The 20774-nt window shown below is 28.5% G+C and carries 25 protein-coding genes; 19 read left to right on the top strand and 6 right to left on the bottom strand.

The window, feature by feature from the left end; translation table 11 throughout:
• Positions 1 to 69: 69 nt before the first annotated feature.
• From D9T19_RS03760 to D9T19_RS03735, 6 genes are all read right to left on the bottom strand, one after another.
• On the bottom strand, positions 70 to 393 hold the full coding sequence (locus D9T19_RS03760; RefSeq protein WP_121626879.1) for a TfoX/Sxy family protein: 324 nt from the start codon (positions 391 to 393) through the stop codon (positions 70 to 72).
• 40 nt (positions 394 to 433) lie between these two features.
• Positions 434 to 757: a hypothetical protein gene (locus tag D9T19_RS03755; protein WP_162984535.1), complete on the bottom strand. Its 324-nt coding sequence runs from the start codon at positions 755 to 757 to the stop codon at positions 434 to 436.
• Between the two features lie 134 nt (positions 758 to 891).
• Entirely contained in the window at positions 892 to 1491 is a 600-nt protein-coding gene (locus tag D9T19_RS03750; protein WP_121626877.1) for a TetR/AcrR family transcriptional regulator, read from the bottom strand.
• Between the two features lie 25 nt (positions 1492 to 1516).
• Positions 1517 to 2413 carry a haloalkane dehalogenase gene (locus tag D9T19_RS03745; RefSeq protein WP_121626876.1) on the bottom strand — a complete coding sequence of 299 codons (897 nt, stop codon included), beginning with the start codon at positions 2411 to 2413 and terminating at the stop codon, positions 1517 to 1519.
• Positions 2414 to 3047: 634 nt separating this feature from the next.
• Positions 3048 to 3644 carry a peptide-methionine (S)-S-oxide reductase MsrA gene (gene msrA / locus D9T19_RS03740; RefSeq protein WP_205588678.1) on the bottom strand — a complete coding sequence of 199 codons (597 nt, stop codon included), beginning with the start codon at positions 3642 to 3644 and terminating at the stop codon, positions 3048 to 3050.
• Between the two features lie 68 nt (positions 3645 to 3712).
• Positions 3713 to 4348, bottom strand: coding sequence for a hypothetical protein (locus D9T19_RS03735; protein ID WP_121626875.1), 636 nt, complete (start codon positions 4346 to 4348; stop codon positions 3713 to 3715).
• A gap of 95 nt (positions 4349 to 4443) precedes the next feature.
• Here D9T19_RS03735 and D9T19_RS03730 point away from each other — a divergent pair, with 95 nt between their 5' ends.
• The 19 genes from D9T19_RS03730 to D9T19_RS03640 all read left to right on the top strand — a co-directional run bounded on the left by D9T19_RS03730 (position 4444) and on the right by D9T19_RS03640 (position 20769).
• Positions 4444 to 5091, top strand: coding sequence for a hypothetical protein (locus D9T19_RS03730; protein WP_121626874.1), 648 nt, complete (start codon positions 4444 to 4446; stop codon positions 5089 to 5091).
• A gap of 14 nt (positions 5092 to 5105) precedes the next feature.
• Positions 5106 to 5891 carry a hydrogenase nickel incorporation protein HypB gene (hypB, locus tag D9T19_RS03725; protein WP_121626873.1) on the top strand — a complete coding sequence of 262 codons (786 nt, stop codon included), beginning with the start codon at positions 5106 to 5108 and terminating at the stop codon, positions 5889 to 5891.
• Positions 5892 to 5895: 4 nt separating this feature from the next.
• A complete protein-coding gene (locus tag D9T19_RS03720; protein ID WP_121626872.1) occupies positions 5896 to 6177 on the top strand; it encodes a HypC/HybG/HupF family hydrogenase formation chaperone in 282 nt (93 codons plus the stop codon).
• 12 nt (positions 6178 to 6189) lie between these two features.
• Complete coding sequence (hypD, locus tag D9T19_RS03715; RefSeq protein ID WP_121626871.1) at positions 6190 to 7314, top strand: hydrogenase formation protein HypD; 1125 nt, start codon at positions 6190 to 6192, stop codon at positions 7312 to 7314.
• A 33-nt stretch (positions 7315 to 7347) separates the two neighbouring features.
• Complete coding sequence (gene hypE / locus D9T19_RS03710) at positions 7348 to 8346, top strand: hydrogenase expression/formation protein HypE (RefSeq protein ID WP_121626870.1); 999 nt, start codon at positions 7348 to 7350, stop codon at positions 8344 to 8346.
• Positions 8347 to 8370: 24 nt separating this feature from the next.
• Positions 8371 to 8712: a hydrogenase/urease nickel incorporation protein HypA gene (hypA, locus tag D9T19_RS03705; RefSeq protein WP_121626869.1), complete on the top strand. Its 342-nt coding sequence runs from the start codon at positions 8371 to 8373 to the stop codon at positions 8710 to 8712.
• A 120-nt stretch (positions 8713 to 8832) separates the two neighbouring features.
• Entirely contained in the window at positions 8833 to 9951 is a 1119-nt protein-coding gene (locus D9T19_RS03700; protein WP_121626868.1) for an ABC transporter substrate-binding protein, read from the top strand.
• Between the two features lie 121 nt (positions 9952 to 10072).
• A complete protein-coding gene (locus tag D9T19_RS03695) occupies positions 10073 to 10969 on the top strand; it encodes a branched-chain amino acid ABC transporter permease (protein ID WP_121626867.1) in 897 nt (298 codons plus the stop codon).
• A 16-nt stretch (positions 10970 to 10985) separates the two neighbouring features.
• On the top strand, positions 10986 to 12011 hold the full coding sequence (locus D9T19_RS03690; protein ID WP_121627109.1) for a branched-chain amino acid ABC transporter permease: 1026 nt from the start codon (positions 10986 to 10988) through the stop codon (positions 12009 to 12011).
• Positions 12008 to 12775, top strand: coding sequence for an ABC transporter ATP-binding protein (locus tag D9T19_RS03685; RefSeq protein WP_121626866.1), 768 nt, complete (start codon positions 12008 to 12010; stop codon positions 12773 to 12775). The genes D9T19_RS03690 and D9T19_RS03685 overlap by 4 nt, the downstream gene beginning before the upstream one ends.
• A complete protein-coding gene (locus D9T19_RS03680) occupies positions 12768 to 13463 on the top strand; it encodes an ABC transporter ATP-binding protein (protein ID WP_121626865.1) in 696 nt (231 codons plus the stop codon). The genes D9T19_RS03685 and D9T19_RS03680 overlap by 8 nt, the downstream gene beginning before the upstream one ends.
• 172 nt (positions 13464 to 13635) lie before the next feature.
• Positions 13636 to 14292: a MarC family protein gene (locus tag D9T19_RS03675; RefSeq protein ID WP_121626864.1), complete on the top strand. Its 657-nt coding sequence runs from the start codon at positions 13636 to 13638 to the stop codon at positions 14290 to 14292.
• Positions 14293 to 14370: 78 nt separating this feature from the next.
• Positions 14371 to 14781: a TerB family tellurite resistance protein gene (locus D9T19_RS03670; protein ID WP_121626863.1), complete on the top strand. Its 411-nt coding sequence runs from the start codon at positions 14371 to 14373 to the stop codon at positions 14779 to 14781.
• A gap of 52 nt (positions 14782 to 14833) precedes the next feature.
• Entirely contained in the window at positions 14834 to 15034 is a 201-nt protein-coding gene (locus D9T19_RS03665; protein WP_121626862.1) for a hypothetical protein, read from the top strand.
• Complete coding sequence (locus tag D9T19_RS03660; RefSeq protein ID WP_121626861.1) at positions 15027 to 15236, top strand: hypothetical protein; 210 nt, start codon at positions 15027 to 15029, stop codon at positions 15234 to 15236. The genes D9T19_RS03665 and D9T19_RS03660 overlap by 8 nt, the downstream gene beginning before the upstream one ends.
• Positions 15236 to 15670, top strand: coding sequence for a prepilin-type N-terminal cleavage/methylation domain-containing protein (locus D9T19_RS03655; protein ID WP_121626860.1), 435 nt, complete (start codon positions 15236 to 15238; stop codon positions 15668 to 15670). Before D9T19_RS03660 ends, D9T19_RS03655 begins: the two co-directional genes overlap by 1 nt.
• Positions 15670 to 17517, top strand: coding sequence for a primosomal protein N' (locus tag D9T19_RS03650; protein ID WP_121626859.1), 1848 nt, complete (start codon positions 15670 to 15672; stop codon positions 17515 to 17517). The genes D9T19_RS03655 and D9T19_RS03650 overlap by 1 nt, the downstream gene beginning before the upstream one ends.
• Positions 17518 to 17576: 59 nt before the next feature.
• Positions 17577 to 18764: a tetrahydrodipicolinate N-succinyltransferase N-terminal domain-containing protein gene (locus D9T19_RS03645; protein ID WP_121626858.1), complete on the top strand. Its 1188-nt coding sequence runs from the start codon at positions 17577 to 17579 to the stop codon at positions 18762 to 18764.
• A 175-nt stretch (positions 18765 to 18939) separates the two neighbouring features.
• Complete coding sequence (locus D9T19_RS03640) at positions 18940 to 20769, top strand: ABC-F family ATP-binding cassette domain-containing protein (protein WP_121626857.1); 1830 nt, start codon at positions 18940 to 18942, stop codon at positions 20767 to 20769.
• The last annotated feature ends 5 nt before the right edge of the window (positions 20770 to 20774 follow it).

Genomic DNA, 20774 nt, shown 5'->3' with positions numbered 1-20774 from the left:
AGGACTTTTTATTTTATCTCAGAATATTTTAATGCCGAGTATGAATTTAAGTTACCTCTCCAAGACTCTTTATTTCTCTTTTTGAGCAAACAAAGATTCTTCTACCCATTTCGTAAATTTTTCGCTGTCCTCTAAAATATCTACAGGAACTTCATAATATGATTTAACAGCCGGTCTATTAGGAAAAGGTTGTAAAGGTTTTGAATCTGCTTGGAGATATTTTTCTATAGTAGTTTTATAAACTTTTAGATATACCATATCATCAGATATAAGAGCAAAAATTACTCGGTATTGATAAATAGCCAAACCACCAAACATTTTTCGTGTACTTATACCATCTAATTGAGAAAGTTGATCAAGTACAAACTCTATAAAATTTTCAGATACGGTCATTACATTACCTTTAAGTATTTAGAAGATTATCTTTCCTTGTTTATTTTATTTTTCCCATTACTAATTTTGAGAATGGTATTCCTGTAACTTTTACACTTCCAAAGATAAAGATAATTGCCAATATTAAATCCATTCCTGTCATAACTATCATTGCTGAAGGAACTTCTCCAACGGTAGTTGCATAGGAAACTAAAAATACATTAAATAACCGCACTAAACCATTCCAAAGGATTATGGATGCTCTAGTCTTTAATTCTTGTATAGCCCAAATAAGTGTCGCTCCCGCAAATATTATAAATGCTCCTGCTACAGCATTGCTTATTAAAGCTTCACCTGTTTTACTCAAAATAGATTGAATAATCATTCCTATCCCTATAGGGAAATTGAAAATGCTTGTGATAAGAACGATTTTTTTAAATATACTATTCATAATTTTCCTTTTTTGGTCATCTATATTCATAATAATGTAGTTTTGAACTTTTCTTCTATTGATGATTTTTATTTAAATATAGAGAAAGATAAAGTTAAAATATCTTTTAGCATTTGGACATCATAACCATTAGAGATTTTATTCATAACCATTCCTACTTGTGTGTCAATATAGTTTGCAGCAAGATTGGTTGAAATATCTTTAGAAAATTCACCTTTATCTTTGGCTCGTTGAATCCAATTTGCATATGACTCAACATATTTTTTGTGAATACGTTCAATTTCCTTTTTTGTCTCTTCCCCTAAAGGATAATTTGAATCACGTAATTTTATAAATAAGCATCCATCATGGTGGGAAGAGTCAACTGTTAACATTAATATAAATTTATCTAAAGTATCAGTAAAAGGAATGTCTTGAGTAAATAACTTTTGAACTACGTTTATAACCTTTTTTTCATATTGAGCTAATACAGCTTTCATTAATCCATCATCATTCCCAAATTCTCTATAAATACCAGGTTTTGATACATTAGATCTCTTACATATTTCATTAAGTGATATAACTTCAATACCCTCTTTCCAGTAAGCTTTCATACTTATATCTAAAACATCATCTCTATTTAATGTTTTTGGTCGTCCTCTTGAACGTTTTGTTTCTTCTACCCTCATTTTTTTACCTCAAAATTGTTTAGATCTATTTTATCCAGTCAATAACTACTTTTGCCCAACGTTCACCATCTTCTTCTTGTATAAAATGAAATCCATGAAGTTCAGTATGAGGTTGTTTTTTTGTCCCTGGCACATTATCTAGGAAAAACTGTTCAAATGGCTTACTTACAGGGTCTTTATCAGCGAAACATAACAGTACTGGTTTTGTAAACGAAGAAAGTTTTTCTTGAGCTTTACGAACATCCTCACTAGCTGGATTATCAGGAGTTACTGGAACTAGTGCTGGGAATACTCTTGCACCTGCAAGGTAATCTTCAGAAGGAAATGGTGCACGATATGCATCTTGTTCAAGTTTTGTTAGAGTCCCTTGTCCAAATTTGTTAAGAATAAATCCACAGTCAAAATCTTCTGTATTTTGAGTAAACTCAAACCATTGTTGAAATGTTTCAGAAGCACCCTGATCTCCTGTAGGTAAGCCTGTATTTGAAATGGAAACCCGTGCAAATCGGTCAGGCATATCTGCTACTAATCGCAAACCAATAAACCCACCCCAATCTTGTGCTACTAAGGTAATATTAGTTAGATTAAGTGCTTTCAGCCAATCACTCATCCAATTTACATGCTTTTGATATGTATAGTCTGTTCGTAAAGCTGGTTTATCAGAACGACCAAATCCAATAAGATCAGGTGCAATAACACGGTATCCCGCTTCTAAAAAAAGAGGAATCATCTTTCTGTAAAGAAAACTCCAACTAGGTTCTCCATGCATACAAAGAACAACAGGTGCGTCTTTTGAACCCTCATCAATATAAGCAATTCGTAAAGCACCTAAGTCTTTATCTTCAACTTCCAAATAATTTGGTGAGTAATCAAAATTAGGCAGATTTTTAAATCTCTCTTCTGGTGTACGTAAAACTTTCATATTTATCCTTTTTTTAATTAATTATTTAAAATAGTACCACCTAGTACTTAAATATAAGCTTAATAAAATACCAAATGGTATAATTTATTAATGTGAATTAATTATTGAAGAATAGGAAAGGATAAAGTTATATGAATAAGTTAGCTCTCAAGTAGAATAAAAGGTTGTTTTTTGATATATAATGCTTCCCTTTTTTAGTACCAGTAAAACAAGTTTTCTTATTGGAATGTCCCCTATAAAGTAGACAGTTTCATGTATTCAGCAACCTCTTACTTTTGGAACATAAAGTAGTAAAGTTGATTTTGATGTTCCACAAAGTGTTCAAAAAGTAAAAACTACAAAGTTCCAGAAACATTAAGGAATTATGGAACAAATAAAGTGACCTTTCAAATCAGATATTTAAAGCTTTAGCTAATCTTCCTTCAAAAAATATAGCCAATTGAGAAAATGTTAAACTCCAATTCTAAATAGGCAAGGATTACTTTACTATCAATTCTAGCACCTTGTTTTATTAGTTCAAGTGCCTCGTCCATATTGAACTGTTGTTTGATAAGTCATTCCTTTAGAATTTAATATTCTATCGGTTTGACACAAAATTTTGAACACTCCCTTTTTTAGATGTACAAGATAGCTATTAATCAAAGATTTTTTTATAAACATGACAATACGGAGTTTTTCCAGTTCTTGCATAATAATCTTGATGATAACCCTCAGCTGCATAAAAAGGACTATTTGGTTTAAGTGTAGTTGCTGCATTTATACCTTTAGTCTTTAAAATTTCTATTAGTTTTTGTGTTGTTTTCTTTTCTTCTTCATTGTTATAAAAAACAACAGAAAGGTATTGACTTCCTATATCTGGACCTTGTCCATCTTTTTGAGTTGAATCGTGTATTTCAAAAAATAGCTTTGCTAAACTCTCATAAGAAATTTCATCAGGATTATAAATAACTTCTACAGTTTCAACATGACCTGTATCACCTTTTACAACACCATAATAATCAGGATTTTCAACAGTTCCACCCATATATCCGCTAATTACATCTTTTACACCAGCTTGTTTTTCAAACAAATGCTCAACACCCCAAAAACAACCACCTGCAAAATGTGCTTTTTTAGTCTTTGAATAATCAATATTTTTATTTTGTGGTACTACGATTTCTTTACTAAAGTTAGTTGAGATAAAAGCTAATAGTCCAACAGCTAGAATTATTATATATTTATTAATTTTCATTTTTATCCTTTTGATATTTATTCATATATTGTATATTATTATAATCTTGTGTAGTATGTGTTTATTCTTTATAATCCTTCCAAAATAAGAACTTGTTCATTTTCTTCATAATTAAATCTAAACTCACACTCTTTTAAATAATAAAAAAAATGCTCTTCTTTTATTCCTTTATATTTTTTAAGTATATTTTCAAGATATTTCCAAAACTCATATAGTTTTGTTTGATGTGCTTGTTTTGAATGTAGTTTATGCCATTTTAAATATGTTTCAAAACTATCATCTTGAATATCATTTGTTTTTTGTCGTAATTTTGGCATCAAAAGTGTATATACTTTTTCATTTGAGTAAAAACCCATAATATTTATAGCTTCATAAAGAGATTTTTTCTTTTTGTTTTTTTGTCTTTGATTGAAATAATAGTACTCTTCATATTCACTATTGTCTTTTATACTATTGTTGTATTCGTTTTCTAAAAACATTGCTATTTTATATCTATACTCATCATATCTATCTTTTATAGTTCTATAATTTAAGTTCAATGCTTTTGAGCTTTCAAGTGCGTTTAGATTTTCTATAAAAGCTTTTTTGATGTTTTCTTCTCTTTGCAGTTTTTTTAGAGAGTATTTTTTTGCACATTCTTTGCATTTTATATAATCATTTTTTAAATAGTAAAAAGTTGTATTGTTACAATTTTGGCATTTCATGTTCTAAATATACATAAGAGTAAATAAAAATTAGTTTAACTTTATGTTTTTTATATATACTACAAATACTGAACACTCATTCATAAGGAGAAAATGTGGAATCTTTGGGATTACTTTTAATTTTTTGGTATGGAATATTACATGCTTTTGGAGCAGATCATTTAACTGCTATTGCAGATTTTTCAATTGGAAAAAATAAAAGAAAAACAATGCTAATTACAACAATGTTTGCAGTAGGGCATGGTGTATCACTATTTATTTTTGCAAAGATATTAGAAACATATAATTTATCAGAAGAAATACTAGCTTATGGAGATGTAATATCAGCAACAGTTATTTTAGGAATGGGTATATATTTATTATTTTTAGTTTTTACAAATAGAATAAATTTGGATAAACATATTCATAATGGAGTTGAACATATTCATATTTATTTTGGTAGTAAACATTCACATAATGACTCAAATAAAGATATAACATCAGCTTTTACAATTGGTACACTTATGGGAATAGGGGGCGTTCGTGGAATGCTTGTAACTTTAGGATTAGTTCAAAGTCAAAGTGTTGATTTTACTATGGTTCTTAGTTTTACTCTTGGTGTAATGGTGATTTTCTTAGGTTTTGGTGCTTTTATTTTATATATAAATAAAAACCTATTAAACTCAAAACAAAATATAAAAAGAGTTTTTACAATTGCTGGTGTTATTTCAGTAATAGTAGGAACAAATATACTTCTTGGATAAAAAAGGATTAAAATATGTGTAAAGATTGCGGATGCAGTATAACAGATCACGACCACGGACATTCACACGATGAAGAACATAGTCACAGTAATGAAAGTGCTAATCATCAAGCAGCTCATGAAACACTTCATCATAACCCACAGCTAAATGATAAAAAAACAATATCTGTAATAAAAAAGATACTTGATAAAAATGACCATGAAGCTTCACATAATAGAGCTCATTTTGATTCACATAATGTTTTAGGAATAAATCTTATGAGTAGTCCAGGAAGTGGAAAAACTACACTTTTAGAAAATATTGTAGATATGGTAGATTTTAAATTTGCAGTAGTTGAGGGTGATTTAGAAACATCAAAAGATGCAGACAGACTTAAAAACAAAGGTATAGAAGCTGTTCAAATACAAACAGGAAGTGCCTGTCACTTGGATGCTTTTATGGTTCACAAAGGTTTACATGATGTTGTTTTAGATGATTTAGATGTATGTTTTGTAGAAAATGTAGGAAACTTAGTATGTCCTGCTTCTTATGATGTAGGGACACATTTAAATATTGTACTTGTTTCAGTTCCAGAAGGTGAAGATAAGATTATAAAATATCCTGTAATGTTTAGAACAGCTGATTTAATCTTAATTACAAAAACGGATTTACTTCCTTATTTTGAATATGATATTGAAAAAGAGAAAAAAGAAGCTAGAAAATTAAAACCAAATGTAGATATTTTAGAAGTAAATATCAAAGATAAAGATTCATTACAAAATGTAATTGATTGGATAAACTTTAAAAGAAAGATGAGATAATAATATGTGTTTATCAATACCATCAAAAATAAAAAGTATAGATGAAGAAATGAATACTTGTGTAGTTGATACTATGGGAGTTGAACGTGGAGCATCTTTGGATTTAATAGACCAAGATGTTGTAGTTGGTGATTATGTATTAATTCATATAGGTTTTGCAATGAATAAAATAAATGAAGAAGATGCACTAGAATCCCTGAAAGTCTATCAAGAGATAATAGATAAAATGGAAGAAAAAGACAGGTTAGAAGCAATAGAGCAATCAGATAATTGCCCCAATAAATAATAGGTCAGACTTATGAATAATGAATTAGAACTAAAAGATTTATATGATGGTTTCAGAGATGCAAAAACTATAAAAGCTTATGCAAAAATCATAAAAGAAGATGCAAAACTATTAGATAAAGATATACATATTATGGAAGTTTGTGGTGGACATACTCATACAATTATGAAATATGGTATTCCTCAACTTCTTCCTTCAAATATCAAATTTATACACGGTCCTGGTTGTCCTGTTTGTATTATGCCAAAAGAAAGAATTGATAATGCCTATGTATTAAGTATGCAAGAAAATGTAATTCTTGTAACACTAGGTGATATGATAAAAGTACCAGGAAGTAAAGCATCTCTACAAGATGCAAGAGCTAAGGGTGCTGATGTTAGATTTGTTTATTCACCAATGGACTGTATAAAAATAGCAAATGAAAACCCAGATAAAAGAGTTGTATTTTTTGCAATTGGTTTTGAAACAACAACACCAATGACAGCTGCACTTATTCAAACTGTAATAAAACAAGATATTAAAAACATCTGTTTTCATATAAATCACGTAACAGTTCCAGAAGTTATGTGTGAGCTAATAGATACAACAGATCATAATATAGATGCTTTCTTAGGACCTTCACATGTAAGTGTTATAAGTGGAAGTAAGATATATGAAATATTTCCAAAAGAGTATAAAATACCTGTAGTTGTAGGTGGCTTTGAACCTGTTGATGTAATGCAATCTATTTCTATGATAGTAAAGCAGTTTATTGAAAAAAGATGTGAATTAGAAATTGAGTATAAAAGATTAGTTTCTTATGATGGAAATAAAAAAGCTCAAGATTTGATGTCTAAGTATTTTGAAAAAACTACTTTCAAATGGAGAGGTTTAGGAAATGTTAAAAATAGTGGTTTTGAACTAAAAGAACAATTTGCCAAATATAATGCAAAAGTAATATATAAAGATGTATTACCAACGCAAGAGAAAAAAGATCATAAACTTTGTATTTGTGGTGATATTTTAAGAGGAGTTGCAAATCCACCTGATTGTACAATCTTTGGAACTGCATGTAAGCCTACTAAGCCAGTTGGTTCTTGTATGGTAAGTAGTGAAGGTGCATGTGCTGCGTATTATAAATATGGAAATCTAATATAGTATTTAAAATTAAGTACTAAAGGAAAAGTAAAGATGAATAAAACAATAACACTAGCACATGGAAATGGTGGTGCTGAGAACAATGAACTTATAAATAAAGTATTTTATAAAGCTTTTAAAAATGAGATTTTATCAAAAAGTGAAGATGCCGCTGTTATTCATGGTGGAGAACTTGCTTTTTCTACTGATTCTTTTACAGTAAGTCCACTTTTTTTTAATGGAGCAGATATAGGTAAACTTGCTATTTGTGGAACTTGTAATGATTTATCAATGATGGGAGCAAAACCAAAGTATCTTACTTGTTCTGTGATAATAGAAGAAGGCTTTGAAATAAAAAGCTTAGAAAAAATAGTAGCAAGTATGAAAGAAGAGCTAAGTAAAAATGGTGCAATTGTAGTAAGTGGAGATACTAAAGTAGTTCCAAAAGGTAGTGTTGATAAGATTTTTATAAATACTACAGGTATTGGAGAAATACAATATAAAGGTATAAGTTCAAACAATATAAGCGAAGATGATTTGATTCTTGTAAGCAGAGATATAGGAGCTCACGGAGCTACAATCTTTGCTGCACGTGAAGGAATGGATTTAGAAACATCTTTAAAAAGTGATTGTACTTCTTTATATCCACAAGTAGAAGCTTTAATAAAATCAGGTATTAAAATCACTGCTTTAAGAGATGCTACAAGAGGTGGGGTTAGTGCTGTTTTAAATGAATGGGCAAAACAATCTGATATATGTATAGAAATACAAGAAGATAAAATACCTGTATGTGATGAGGTAAATGGAATTTGTGAAATGCTAGGCTTTGAAGCAATGAGCTTAGCAAATGAAGGAACATTTGTTTTAGCAATACCAAAAGAAGATGCACAAAAAGCAATAGAAGTATTACAGACATTTGAAGAAGCAAAAAATGCAAGCATAATAGGAAAAGTAACACAACAATATGAGAAAAAAGTAGTATTACATTCATCTTGGGGAACAAAAAGATTTTTAGAAACTCCAACGGGTGAATTATTACCTAGAATTTGTTAATCAATATAAAAATAAAGGGAAGAAATGCATGAATATTCAATAGTTCAATCATTACTTGAAAGTTGTGAAGAACATGCAAAGCAAAATGATGCACAAGAAGTTACAAAAGTAGTAGTAAAAATTGGAGTATTATCAGGAGTTGAACCTGATTTACTTCAAACTGCATTTGATACTTTTAAAGAAAAAACCGTCTGTAATAATGCCCAATTTATAATCAATCATCAAAAAGTAGTGATTGATTGTTTGGATTGTGATACAACATCAACTCTAGAAAAAAATGATTTCTGCTGTCCAAAGTGTCAAAGTGTAAAAATTAAGGTAATTGATGGGGAAGATATGTATTTAATGAGTTTAGAACTTGATTGAATAATGTGATTAACTGAATAATATTTGAAACTTTTGTATATATATTATGTATAAATAAGCAAACTTTACATAAAATTTACATAGAATTATGGTATCGTGATTTATACAAAAGGAGAAAGAATGAAGAAATTATTAAGTTTAGCTCTTGCATCAACACTAACTTGTGGCGTTGTAATGGCAAAAGAGATTAAAATTGGTGCTGTTATGCCAATGTCTGGACCATTAGCTGCATATGGGCAAGTTACTAATTTAGGTTTAGAATTAGCACAAAAGTTACAACCTACGTTAAAAAATGGTGATACTATTAAAATAGTGTTATTAGATAACAAAGGTGATAAAGTTGAAACTGCAAATGCTACTACAAGACTTATCTCATCAGATAAGGTAGTTGCTATTTTAGGAGCACTTACATCTACTAATACTGCACAAACAATTGCAATTGCTGACAAGAAAAAAATTCCTGTTATTGCCGCAGTTGCTACAAATGATAAATTAACTTCAAGAAGAACTTTTGCAAATAGAGTTTGTTTTTCAGATAGTTTTCAAGGTGAAGTTGTTGCAAACTTTGCAATAGATCAAGGTTATAAAACAGCTGTAGTTGTAATTGACCAAGCTCAAGTATATTCATTAGGACTTTCAAAAGCATTCCAAAAAGCCTTTAAATCAAAAGGTGGAAAAATTGTTAAAAAAATCAAAGTTACTTCAGGTGATAAAGACTTTAAAGCTGTAGTTTCTCAAATTAAAAAAATTAATCCAGACTTTATGTTTATGCCTTTATATCACCCAGAAGCTTCTATGATTGCAAGACAAGCTAAACAATTAGGTTTAGTTAAACCAATGTTTAGTGGTGATGGTGTTGCAAATCAAACATTTATTAATTTAGGTGGAGATGCACTTGAAGGTTATATGTTTACAGATTTCTTTGACTATACAAATCCTCCATCAAAAACTTCTTCAGATTTCATTAATTTCCATAAAAAAGAAACAGGGAAAGATGAAATGAATTCGTTTACTGCATTAGGTGCTGATACGTATAATATTTTAATTGATGCAATGAATAGATGTGAAGATCCAACTAATTCAATTTGTATTAATGAACAAATTAAAAAAACAACTGCCTTTGATGGTGTTTCAGGATTAATTTCTATTAATAAAGAAGGTAACGCAACTAGATCTGCTGTTATCAAAGAAATTAAAAATGGTAAAGCTGTATTTAAAGCAACCGTAAACCCAGAATAAATTTAGAAAGTCTAGTAATATTTAATTACTAGACTTTTTTTTTGCAATAGTAAAAGTAAATATAATTACTTTTACTATTGTAAAACAAAAGAAGAAGCTTTTAAAAAAATCAGGAGATTTAATGGATATATTAACATTCATGCAACAAATGGTAAATGGATTCTCTCTTGGATCTATGTATGCTTTAATTGCAATTGGTTATACAATGGTATATGGAGTGCTTAGGCTTATTAATTTTGCTCATGGTGATATTATGATGGTTGGTGCCTTTTTAGGTTATACATTTATGGCAGTATTTGATTTACCTTTTTCTGTTACTGTATTGTTATCAGTTACTATAGCAGCACTTTTTGGTATGTTTATGGATAAAATTGCCTATAAACCTCTAAGAGAAGCTCCAAAAATTTCATTGCTTATTACTGCAATTGGTATTTCTTTTTTCTTAGAAAATGCTTTTACAGTTTTTGGAGGTGGAATTCCTAGAGCTTTCCCAGTTCCTGAATATATGGAAAATATTTTTAATGTTGCTGGTGTAACTTTTTCAGTAGCTTCTATATTAGTTCCTATTATCACTTTAATTTTATTAGCATGTATTTTATATGTATTATATAAAACAAAATATGGTATGGCAATTCGTGCACTTTCATTTGATATTAAAACAGTAAATTTAATGGGTATTGATGCAAATATGATTATTGCTTTAGTATTTGCATTGGGTTCAGGTCTTGCAGCTGTTGGTGGTATTTTTTGGGCTGTAAACTATCCTAGTGTTGAACCTATGATGGGTGTTTTAGTTGGACTAAAAGCCTTTGCAGCTGCTGTTGTTGGTGGTATTGGTTCTGTAAGTGGTGCAGTTTTAGGTGGATTTATTATTGGATTTACTGAAGTTGTTGTTATCGCCTTTTTCCCTGAAATGGGAGGATATAAAGATGCATTTGCATTTATTTTCTTAATTTTAGTATTGTTATTTAAACCTACTGGAATTATGGGTGAAGATTTAGAAAAGAGTAGGTTCTAGTATGATTGAAGATTCAATTTTTACAAAACAAAGATTAATTAACTTAGCTATTATTGTAACAGCAATATGGTTTACGTGGTTTGCTCAAAATACTTTTGATGAATATACAGTAAGAATTATTAATAATGTTGCAATTTTTATTATTCTTGCAGTTTCTTATAACTTAATAAATGGTGTTACAGGTCAGTTTTCATTAGAACCAAATGGTTTTGTTGCAATTGGTGCTTATGTTACAGCTATTTTATTGGTTGATTCTGAAGGAATGTTATATCAATATGATATTGAAGATCCTTATCCTTGGGTTTTAGCTTTACAAACAAATTTCTTATGGGCTTTAATATTATCAGGTACTATTTCTGCAATTTTAGCACTTTCGTTATCTTTTCCTGTATTTAGAGTACGTGGTGATTATCTTGCAATTGTTACACTAGGATTTGGTTTTATTATTAGAATTTTAGCTATTAACTCTCCTGAAATTACAAATGGTTCATTAGGTATAAACGATATTCCTGAATACTCAAACCTTTATTGGACAGGTGGTATTGCAATTTTAGCAGTTATGGCTATTTTAAATATTATTTATTCAAAATTTGGTCGTTCTATGAAAGCAGTACGTGATGATGAAGATGCTGCAACTGCAATGGGAATTAATACGTTTAAAGTAAAAACATTGGCATTTACAACATCAGCATTTTTTGAAGGTGTTGGAGGTGGATTATTAGCAGCTTTATTAACATCTATTTCTCCAGATTTATTTACATTCTTCTTGACTTTCCAATTATTAATCATAATTGTTTTAGGTGGATTAGGAAGTACAACAGGTGCAATTATAGGTACTATTTTTGTAATGGCAGGATTAGAATGGATGAGATTCTTAGATGAACCTATGAATATTTTGGGAATTCAAACAGAAGGCTTACCGGGAATGAGAATGGTTGTATTCTCACTAATTTTAATTATAGTGATGCTTTTTGCAAGAGAAGGATTAATGGGTAAAAGAGAATTATCCGATTTATTTAAAAAGAAAAAGGCAAACAAATGATTTTAGAAGTTTGCAATATAACAAAAAAATTTGGTGGTGTTACTGCTATAAAAGATACTTCTTTTCAAGTAAAATCAAAAGAAATATATGGTCTTATTGGTCCAAATGGGGCTGGTAAAACAACTATGTTTAATATTATTACTGGTAATTATGAACCAACAGAAGGTTCAATAAAATTTCATGGTCAAAGAATTGATGGAATAAAGCCTTTTAAAATTGTACATAGAGGAATAGCTAGAACTTTTCAGAATATTAGATTATTTAAATCAATGACAGTAATGGAAAATGTATTGATTGGATTTGATTATCAAGCTTCTTATACATATTTTGAAGCAATTTTAAGATTACCAAGATTTTTTAAAGAAGAGCGAAGAATTAAAAGAAGAGCTTTAGAAATTATGGATGTATTAGGAATAAAAGAATACGCAGATGAATTAGCAACTTCACTTTCTTATGGGCAACAGAGAAAAGTAGAGATTGCAAGAGCCTTAGCAGCAAATCCTCAACTTTTACTTTTAGATGAACCAGCAGCAGGAATGAATCCACAAGAAACTCATGAATTAGCAGAGTTATTCTTTAAAATTAGAGATGAATTTGATATTACAATTTTATTAATTGAACATGATATGAAATTTGTAAATAAATTATGTGATAGAGTTATGGTTTTAGATTATGGTAAAACTATTTTTGAAGGTGATATCAAAGATGCTATTAAAGATGAAGAAGTAATAAAAGCTTACCTTGGAGATTTCAAACATGCTTAAAGTTAAAAATTTAGAAGTATTTTACGGACTTATAAAAGGTGTTAAAAACGTAAATTTTGAAGTTCAAGAAGGTCAGATTGTCTCACTAATTGGCTCAAACGGTGCGGGGAAGACTTCAACTTTACAATCAATTGTAAATGATGTTAAAAAAAATGGTGAAATAACTTTTAGAGGTAAAGATATTTCTAAAATGAAAACGCATACAATTATTCAAGATGAAATTGCACTTGTTCCTGAAGGAAGAAGATGTTTCCAGAACTTAACGATTGAAGAAAACTTAAGAATGGGTGCATTTAATAATGATGCGAAATATGAGCAATTACAAGAAGAAATGTTTAAACTTTTTCCAAGATTAGTTGCAAAAAAAGGACAATTAGCAGGAACTATGAGTGGAGGAGAGCAACAAATGCTAGCAATTGCTAGAGCTTTGATGTCAAGTCCAAAACTTTTAATGCTAGATGAACCATCACTAGGACTTGCTCCAAAAATTATTGGTGAACTTTTTGAAACAATTGTAAGATTAAAAAAAGAAGGAATTACAATACTTCTAGTCGAACAAAATGCTTTTGCAGCCTTGGAAGTTTCAGATTATGCGTATGTTCTTGAAAATGGTGTAGTTGCACTTGAAGGACCAGCATCTGAACTTATAAAATCAGATGAAATTAGAGCTAAGTATTTAGGTGCTTAACTGTTTATAAATAATAGATAGTATTAATTATTATACTTAGTACTATCTATAAATTCTATACAAAAAATCATTTAACAACTCAATTAAAGAAGTAAATATGTAATATAAAATTAATATTTAATTCTAGTTATTATTAGATATAATAGTAAAAAAACTATATCAAGGTTTTGTTATGTTACCAATATCAGAATATATTCAAGTTATGATAGGGATTGCTACAATTTTTTCTCCTTTTGCAGCACTTCCTATATTTGTTTCACTTACAGCAGATAATACAAAAGAAGAAAAAAATCAAACAGCACGAACTACATCAATGGCAGCATTTATTACAGGACTGATTTCTGTTTGGATTGGTCAATATGTTTTATTGTTTTTTGGTATTTCTATTTCATCTTTTAAAATTGCAGGTGGTCTTTTACTTTTATTAATGGCGATTAGTATGTTAAATGCAAAAACACCAGACGCTAAGAATACAAAAGAAGAATTAAAAGAAGCACAAGAAAAAAGTAGTGATATAAGTGATATTGCAGTTGTCCCTCTTGCTATTCCTTTAATTGCAGGACCTGGTTCTATTTCAACAATTATAATCTATTCACAACAATCTAATTCTTTTTATCATTTATTAATGATGAGTGGTATTGTTGGAATTATTTGTATGTATATATTTTTAACTTTAAGAATGGCTACATTTATATCAAGAAAACTAGGAGTTACAGGTATAAATATTATTACAAGAGTTATGGGATTAATTTTAGCTTCAATTTCAATTGAGTTTATTATTTCAGGTTTACTTACGGTATTTCCTATACTAAGTATAAAAGCTTTTTGATTAAAAGCTTATAGTTTATATTTGATTAACTTTTAATCAATATAATAAAATATATAAATACAAAATAGGATTAAATATATGTTATTAATGCAATTAGAAACAAGAGAAAAGTTTTCATTTTTACAATTAGCTCATTACTTAGCTAGAATTGATAATAGTTATGGGCATAGAGAAGAAGAAATTATATTAAGTTATTGTTTGGAAATGGGAATTGAGAATGTTGATGCATTTGATATTGATACTTTTTGTTTAGAAGAAAATTTAAATAATTATAAAACAACAAGAAGTCAAAGAATTATTCTTTTAGAACTTATGATATTAATTCATATTGATAATAACTTTCATTTAAATGAAAAAGATTTAATAAAGAAAATAACTGAAAAGTTTGGTTTTGATTTAAAAGATGTTGATGATTATTCACAATGGGGAAAATCAGTTGCAATGCTTTATCAGGTTGCAAACATATTTATAAATGAAGAAAATAAGTAGAATAAAAAGTTCTTAAATTTTTTTACTAGGAAAATTTAGATAGAATGCGATTATGGAAATAATAGAAACATTAAATAATAAAATTGATAAACTATTACATGATTATGAGAGACTAAAATTAGAAAATCAATCATTAAGACAAGAGATAGATTCTTTACAAAATGACAATGACGAGTTAACTAGAAATAATCAAGATATGTTTCTAAGAATAGATAGTACATTAACTCTAATAAAGGCGCAAAAAGGTGAATAAAGATATTATTTTTCATATTAATAATATGGCATATACAATTAATGTAGATAGCAATATGGAAATGGAGCTTACTAAATTCTTAGATCAAGAAAAGAATAATGATACTAAAGATTTATTAGCTGCATATATAAGAATTACTCAAGAATATTCTTCATTTAAAGAAGATATTAATCAACTTTCAAATAAATTAGCAAGATTTTAATGAGAAAAAGTTTCTCATTATTAGAATTAATAATCGTTATTGCTGTTATTGCTATAATTGGAACATTTGCAATACCAAAATTCTATAAAATAATGAGTAACTCAAAAATCACAGAATTAAAATCTAATCTTGCAATTATTAGAAATAATATTAGTAAATTAAAAACAAAACAAACATTATTAAATGAAGTTATTTCTATAGATAGTTTAGATGATGCAAGTTCTAATACTAATAATGAAATATTATTTGATAAAATCATAGACTTTAATATACTTTCTACTACTTCTTCACTTAAAGAAATAGGTAAATGGATAAAACTATCAGATAGTTCTTATGAATATATTTTATCTTCTAATAAAAGTGTACTATTTTCTCTTGAAAATAATAGTTTTAACTGTACAAGTAGTCTTGAAATATGTAAAGAGATTGAATAGTGTTTTACTATGAAATTGCTTTATTAAAATCTCCACTTAATAATCTTACATACCAAAGCGAAGAAGAAATAAATATAGGTACAAAAGTAGGAGTAAAACTTCGTAATCGAAAAGTTTTAAGCCTTGGTGTTGTTGTAAAATCTGTAGAAAAACCAAAGTTTAAATGTGTAAGTATTGATGAAATCACAAATGAATATTATGATAAAAAAATGCTCGAAACTTCTCACTTTGTTTCTCAATATTATGTATGTTCTCTTGGTGAAGCATTAAGTGTTTATAATCCTTTTTCAAAAGATATAAAAAAGCTAGAAGAAAAGCAAACTTTTGATTGTAAAATAGAATTATCAAATGAACAAACAAAAGCTTTAAATTTTTTAAATGAAAAGAAACAAGCACTATTATTTGCAAATACAGGTTCAGGAAAAACAGAAATCTATATTAAAATCATTGAAAAACATTTAAATGATAACAAACAGGCAATTTTATTAATGCCTGAAATTTCACTAACTCCACAAATGCAAAAAAGATTAGAAAAAGTTTTTGGAAATAGTGTAGCTATTTGGCATTCAAAAATCACAAAAAAGAAAAAAACACAAATACTTCAAGGACTTCAAGAAGGAAGTATAAAACTAATAGCAGGTGCTAGGTCAGCTTTATTTTTACCATATGAAAACCTAGGTGTAATTGTAGTAGATGAAGAACACGATGAATCATATAAAAGTGATTCAAAACCAAGATTCCATACAAAAGATTTGAGTATTTATATAGCTAAAAAATTTGATATTCAATTAGTATTAGGAAGTGCAACAGTTTCGACAAGTTCTTTTTATAAAATTCCATTTATAAGATTAACACAAACTTATCACAATACTAAAAAAAAATACACTTTTGATGATAGCGATGCTAGTTTATCTATTCAAGTTTTAAATAAAATCTCAAAAACACTAGAATCTAAAAATCAAGTAATAGTATTCTTGCCAACGCGTGCAAACTTTAAGTACCAAATTTGTACTTCTTGTGGAAAATCAGTTGAATGTCCTTATTGTTCTGTTTCAATGAGTTTACATAAAAATGATTTAGCACTAAAATGTCATTATTGTGGATATACACAGCAAATTCCTGAATTTTGTCCTTCTTGTCATACAGGAGTTATAAAAAACTTAAGAGTTGGTACTGCACAAATAGAAGAAGAGTTAAAAGAAATTTTTAAAGATAAAATAATCAAAAGATTTGATAGAGATAAAGTAAGAACTAATACACAATTAAAAACAATATTAAATGAATTTAATAAAGGTGAAATTGATATTTTAGTTGGAACACAAATGTTGTCAAAAGGTCATGATTATCATAATGTAAAATTAGCAGTTGTTTTAGGAATTGATTCTTTATTAAATATGAATTCATATAAAGCAAGAGAGCGAGCCTTATCTTTACTTATTCAAATATCAGGACGAAGTGGAAGAAAAGGTGAGGGTGAAGTAATCATTCAAACAAAAAATCAAGAGTTTTTTGATTATTATTTAAATGAATCGAATTATCAAGACTTTTTAGAATCAGAGCTAGAATTTAGAGAAGATTTATATCCACCGTATCTAAAAATGGCAAAAGTAATATTTGCACATACAAATGGTCTAAAAGTAAAAGATGAGCTAGATAAATATGTACATTTATTAAAACAAAACAAAGATATAGAAGTAGTAGGATTTGGACAATGTGCTATTTTCAAAATGGCAAATAAATATAGATATGAAATAATATTACGTTCAAAAAATATAAAAGCATTACTTACTTCTCTTCATACAATTACTTCACCAATGGCTTCTATTGATATGGATACCATTTACTAGGTATAAAATTTAAACTTAATTTACTTTATAGTATAATCCCAAAAAATTATGGAGTTATTATGGCTAATACAAAAGAAGAATTTAAACAATTAATAGAAAATATTCAAGCACAAAGCTGGTACAAAAATCCAATCGGATTTGGTATTGCAAAAGTAGATAGAGGTCAATTAGACTCATCAAAAATTTTACAAGCAACATTCCCAATTATAAACTGGAATGAAAATAATGGAAGTGCAGCAGTACTATTAGATGCTTTAAAAAAATCAGGACAAGATGTAGATACAAGTAAATCAGAATTAGTATGTAATATTAATGATGAATTTTTAACAACTTGTGTTGAATCTTTTAAACCATATATTGCAGAAGCTAAAGGTGAAGATCATAAAAATGTTCAAGTTATTTCAACACTTGCATCATTACCAATTGATTCAGGATTAACAGCTGATGATTATAGAGTTGTATTTATTTTTGAAGATACAGATGTAGCATCTACTGAAGCTGCATATTTAAAATTATATGCATTATCAACTGGAAAAGCAGCTTTAAGATCATTAAACTTAAATGGTGTATTCGGAAAATTACACAATTGTGCATGGGTTGGAAATAAACCTATTGAATTAGACTGGTTAAGAGCTAATGAAATTTCATTAAAATTATCAGGAAAATATCCATCAATTGATATGGTAGATAAATTCCCAAGATTCTTATCTCATGTAATTCCTGCAGATAATACAAGAATTTTAGAAACTTCAAAAGTTAGAATGGGTGCACAATTAGCAGCAGGTACAACTGTAATGCCAGGTGCTGCATATATTAACTTTAATGCAGGAACTTTAGGTTCTGTAATGGTTGAAGGAAGAATTTCTTCATCTGCTGTAGTTGGTGCTGGTTCTGATGTTGGTGGTGGAGCTTCTATTTTAGGTGTTCTTTCTGGAACTGATGGGGTACCTGTTTCTATTGGTGAAAATACATTATTAGGTGCAAACTCTTGTACTGGTACTGCTATTGGTGACGGATGTATTTTAGATGCTGGTGTAACTATTTTACCAGGTACTAAAATTACATTATCTGAAAAAGCGGTTGCTTCAATTGCAGAAGCTAACCCAGAAAAAGAAATTAAAACTCTAATGAGAGGAATGGATTTCTTAGGTGTAAATGGTGTTCATTTTAGACAAAATTCAGTAAATGGTCAAATTGTTGCGATGAGATCAACTAGAGAAGTTAAATTAAACGCTGACTTACATTAGTAAATTACAAACTTTAATTTTATAAATGTAAAGAGATAAATCTTATTTATCTCTTTACAAAATCACCCTTAAAAATCTCTATAATAAATATTCCCAACAATTATCATCTTTTTTAATTAGCCTATAACTGAGTATTGCGTATAATCCATTCTTAAATAAATAAAAAAAGAGTAATATGATAGAACTTTCAAATATTTCAAAATCTTATGGACAAAAAGAGTTGTTTTCAAACCTAAACTTTAGAATGAATTCTGGTAATAAACTAGGATTTGTAGGAAGAAATGGTAGTGGAAAATCTACACTATTCAAAATAATACTAGGTGAAGAACACTATGATGATGGAAGTATCTCTATTCCAAAAGGTTATAAAATAGGTGCACTTAAACAGCATCTTGTATTTACAGAAAAAACAGTAAGAGAAGAAGGTGCTTTAGCTTTAAGTGAAGATGACAAATATAGTGTTTATAAAGTTGAGAAAATTTTATTTGGATTAGGTTTTACACAAGAAGATTTAGAAAAAGACCCTTTAAGTTTTTCAGGTGGTTATCAAATTAGAATAAATCTTGCAAAACTGTTAGTAACTGAACCAAACTTGCTTTTACTTGATGAGCCTACAAACTACCTTGATATTTTATCTTTAAGATGGCTAAGTGCATTTTTGAAAACTTTTATGGGTGAAGTTATAATTATCACTCACGATAGAAACTTTATGGATTCTGTAACTACTCATACTATGGGATTAGTTAGACGAAACTTAGAAATTATTCCAGGAAATACACATAAATTTTATGCACAATTAGCAAGTAATGATGAGCATTTTGAAAAACAAAAAATATCTCAAGATAGAAAAAGAAAAGAACTAGAAGAGTTTATTGCTAAAAATAAAGCAAGAGCATCAACAGCAGCACAAGCACAATCAAAACAAAAAGAACTTGATAAAATGGAAGATTTAGGTGCATTAAAAAATGATGCTACTTTAAACTTTGATTTTAACTACAAAGACACACCAGCAAAAGTATTACTAGATATAAAAGATGTAAGCTTTGGATATAGTAGCGATAATATTCTTTTCAAAGATATAAGCTTTACACTAGAAAAAGGTGAAACTTTAGGAATTATTGGTAAAAATGGTAAAGGTAAATCAACACTTTTAAATGTAATAGCAGGTGAATTAGAAAAAGTAAGTGGGAAAATAGATTATCATACAAGTAGTACATTTGGACACTTTGGACAAACAAATATCGACCACTTAAACCCTGCTAACACTATTATGGATGAGATTTACTTAGGAAATGGAAAACTTCCTGAATCATCTATTAGAGGAATAGCTGCATCTATGATGTTTACAGGTGATGATATTAAGAAAAAAGTATCAGTTTTATCAGGTGGTGAAAAATCTAGGGTAATGCTTGGTAAAATATTAGCAACTGATGTTAATATACTTTTTCTTGATGAGCCAACAAATCACCTTGATATGGAATCAATTGATTCTTTGACAAAAGCTATTGAAAACTTTGATGGTTCTTGTATTGTAGTAACACATAATGAAGAGTTATTAAGACGAGTTTGTGATAGACTAGTTATTTTCTCAAAAGGTGGAGCTGATTATTTTGATGGTGGATATGATGAATTCTTAGAAAAAATTGGTTGGGAAGAAGAGGAATCAGAAGTAAAAGTTAAAAAAGCTCCAAAAATGAATAAAAAAGAAGCAAAAAAATTAAGAACAGCTTTACTTGCAGAACGTAATAAATTAAGAGCACCACTAAAGAAAAAAATTGATAATTTTGAAAATGAGATTATTAAAATAGAAGATATAATCGAAAAAGAACAAAATGAACTTATTCAAGCTACAAATCGAGCTGATAATGCCAAAGTAATTGAAATTTCAAAAGATATTGCAGAATATGAGAAAAAAGCTGAAGTAAAATTTGAAGAATTAGAAAAATTTCAGTTAGAATTAGATGAATTAAATGAAGAGTATGACAAGAAATTAGAAAAACTATAAAAGGA

Source organism: Poseidonibacter antarcticus (assembly GCF_003667345.1).
In the GTDB taxonomy this organism is placed as follows: domain Bacteria; phylum Campylobacterota; class Campylobacteria; order Campylobacterales; family Arcobacteraceae; genus Poseidonibacter; species Poseidonibacter antarcticus.
The sequence above is the reverse complement of the archived record's forward strand: the minus strand, read 5'-3'. Positions and strand labels throughout refer to the sequence as shown.

Excerpts from the sequence above, each read along its gene's own strand:
- hypA (WP_121626869.1), top strand. The coding sequence starts at position 8,371 with ATGCATGAATATTCAATAGTTCAATCATTACTTGAAAGTTGTGAAGAA.
- hypB (WP_121626873.1), top strand. The coding sequence starts at position 5,106 with ATGTGTAAAGATTGCGGATGCAGTATAACAGATCACGACCACGGACAT.
- D9T19_RS03670 (WP_121626863.1), top strand. The coding sequence starts at position 14,371 with ATGTTATTAATGCAATTAGAAACAAGAGAAAAGTTTTCATTTTTACAA.
- D9T19_RS03645 (WP_121626858.1), top strand. The coding sequence starts at position 17,577 with ATGGCTAATACAAAAGAAGAATTTAAACAATTAATAGAAAATATTCAA.
- D9T19_RS03675 (WP_121626864.1), top strand. The coding sequence starts at position 13,636 with ATGTTACCAATATCAGAATATATTCAAGTTATGATAGGGATTGCTACA.
- D9T19_RS03700 (WP_121626868.1), top strand. The coding sequence starts at position 8,833 with ATGAAGAAATTATTAAGTTTAGCTCTTGCATCAACACTAACTTGTGGC.
- D9T19_RS03750 (WP_121626877.1), bottom strand. The coding sequence starts at position 1,491 with ATGAGGGTAGAAGAAACAAAACGTTCAAGAGGACGACCAAAAACATTA.
- D9T19_RS03695 (WP_121626867.1), top strand. The coding sequence starts at position 10,073 with ATGGATATATTAACATTCATGCAACAAATGGTAAATGGATTCTCTCTT.
- D9T19_RS03735 (WP_121626875.1), bottom strand. The coding sequence starts at position 4,348 with ATGAAATGCCAAAATTGTAACAATACAACTTTTTACTATTTAAAAAAT.
- D9T19_RS03640 (WP_121626857.1), top strand. The coding sequence starts at position 18,940 with ATGATAGAACTTTCAAATATTTCAAAATCTTATGGACAAAAAGAGTTG.
- D9T19_RS03760 (WP_121626879.1), bottom strand. The coding sequence starts at position 393 with ATGACCGTATCTGAAAATTTTATAGAGTTTGTACTTGATCAACTTTCT.
- msrA (WP_205588678.1), bottom strand. The coding sequence starts at position 3,644 with ATGAAAATTAATAAATATATAATAATTCTAGCTGTTGGACTATTAGCT.
- D9T19_RS03680 (WP_121626865.1), top strand. The coding sequence starts at position 12,768 with ATGCTTAAAGTTAAAAATTTAGAAGTATTTTACGGACTTATAAAAGGT.
- D9T19_RS03745 (WP_121626876.1), bottom strand. The coding sequence starts at position 2,413 with ATGAAAGTTTTACGTACACCAGAAGAGAGATTTAAAAATCTGCCTAAT.
- D9T19_RS03720 (WP_121626872.1), top strand. The coding sequence starts at position 5,896 with ATGTGTTTATCAATACCATCAAAAATAAAAAGTATAGATGAAGAAATG.
- D9T19_RS03655 (WP_121626860.1), top strand. The coding sequence starts at position 15,236 with ATGAGAAAAAGTTTCTCATTATTAGAATTAATAATCGTTATTGCTGTT.
- hypE (WP_121626870.1), top strand. The coding sequence starts at position 7,348 with ATGAATAAAACAATAACACTAGCACATGGAAATGGTGGTGCTGAGAAC.
- D9T19_RS03665 (WP_121626862.1), top strand. The coding sequence starts at position 14,834 with ATGGAAATAATAGAAACATTAAATAATAAAATTGATAAACTATTACAT.
- hypD (WP_121626871.1), top strand. The coding sequence starts at position 6,190 with ATGAATAATGAATTAGAACTAAAAGATTTATATGATGGTTTCAGAGAT.
- D9T19_RS03755 (WP_162984535.1), bottom strand. The coding sequence starts at position 757 with ATGATTATTCAATCTATTTTGAGTAAAACAGGTGAAGCTTTAATAAGC.
- D9T19_RS03685 (WP_121626866.1), top strand. The coding sequence starts at position 12,008 with ATGATTTTAGAAGTTTGCAATATAACAAAAAAATTTGGTGGTGTTACT.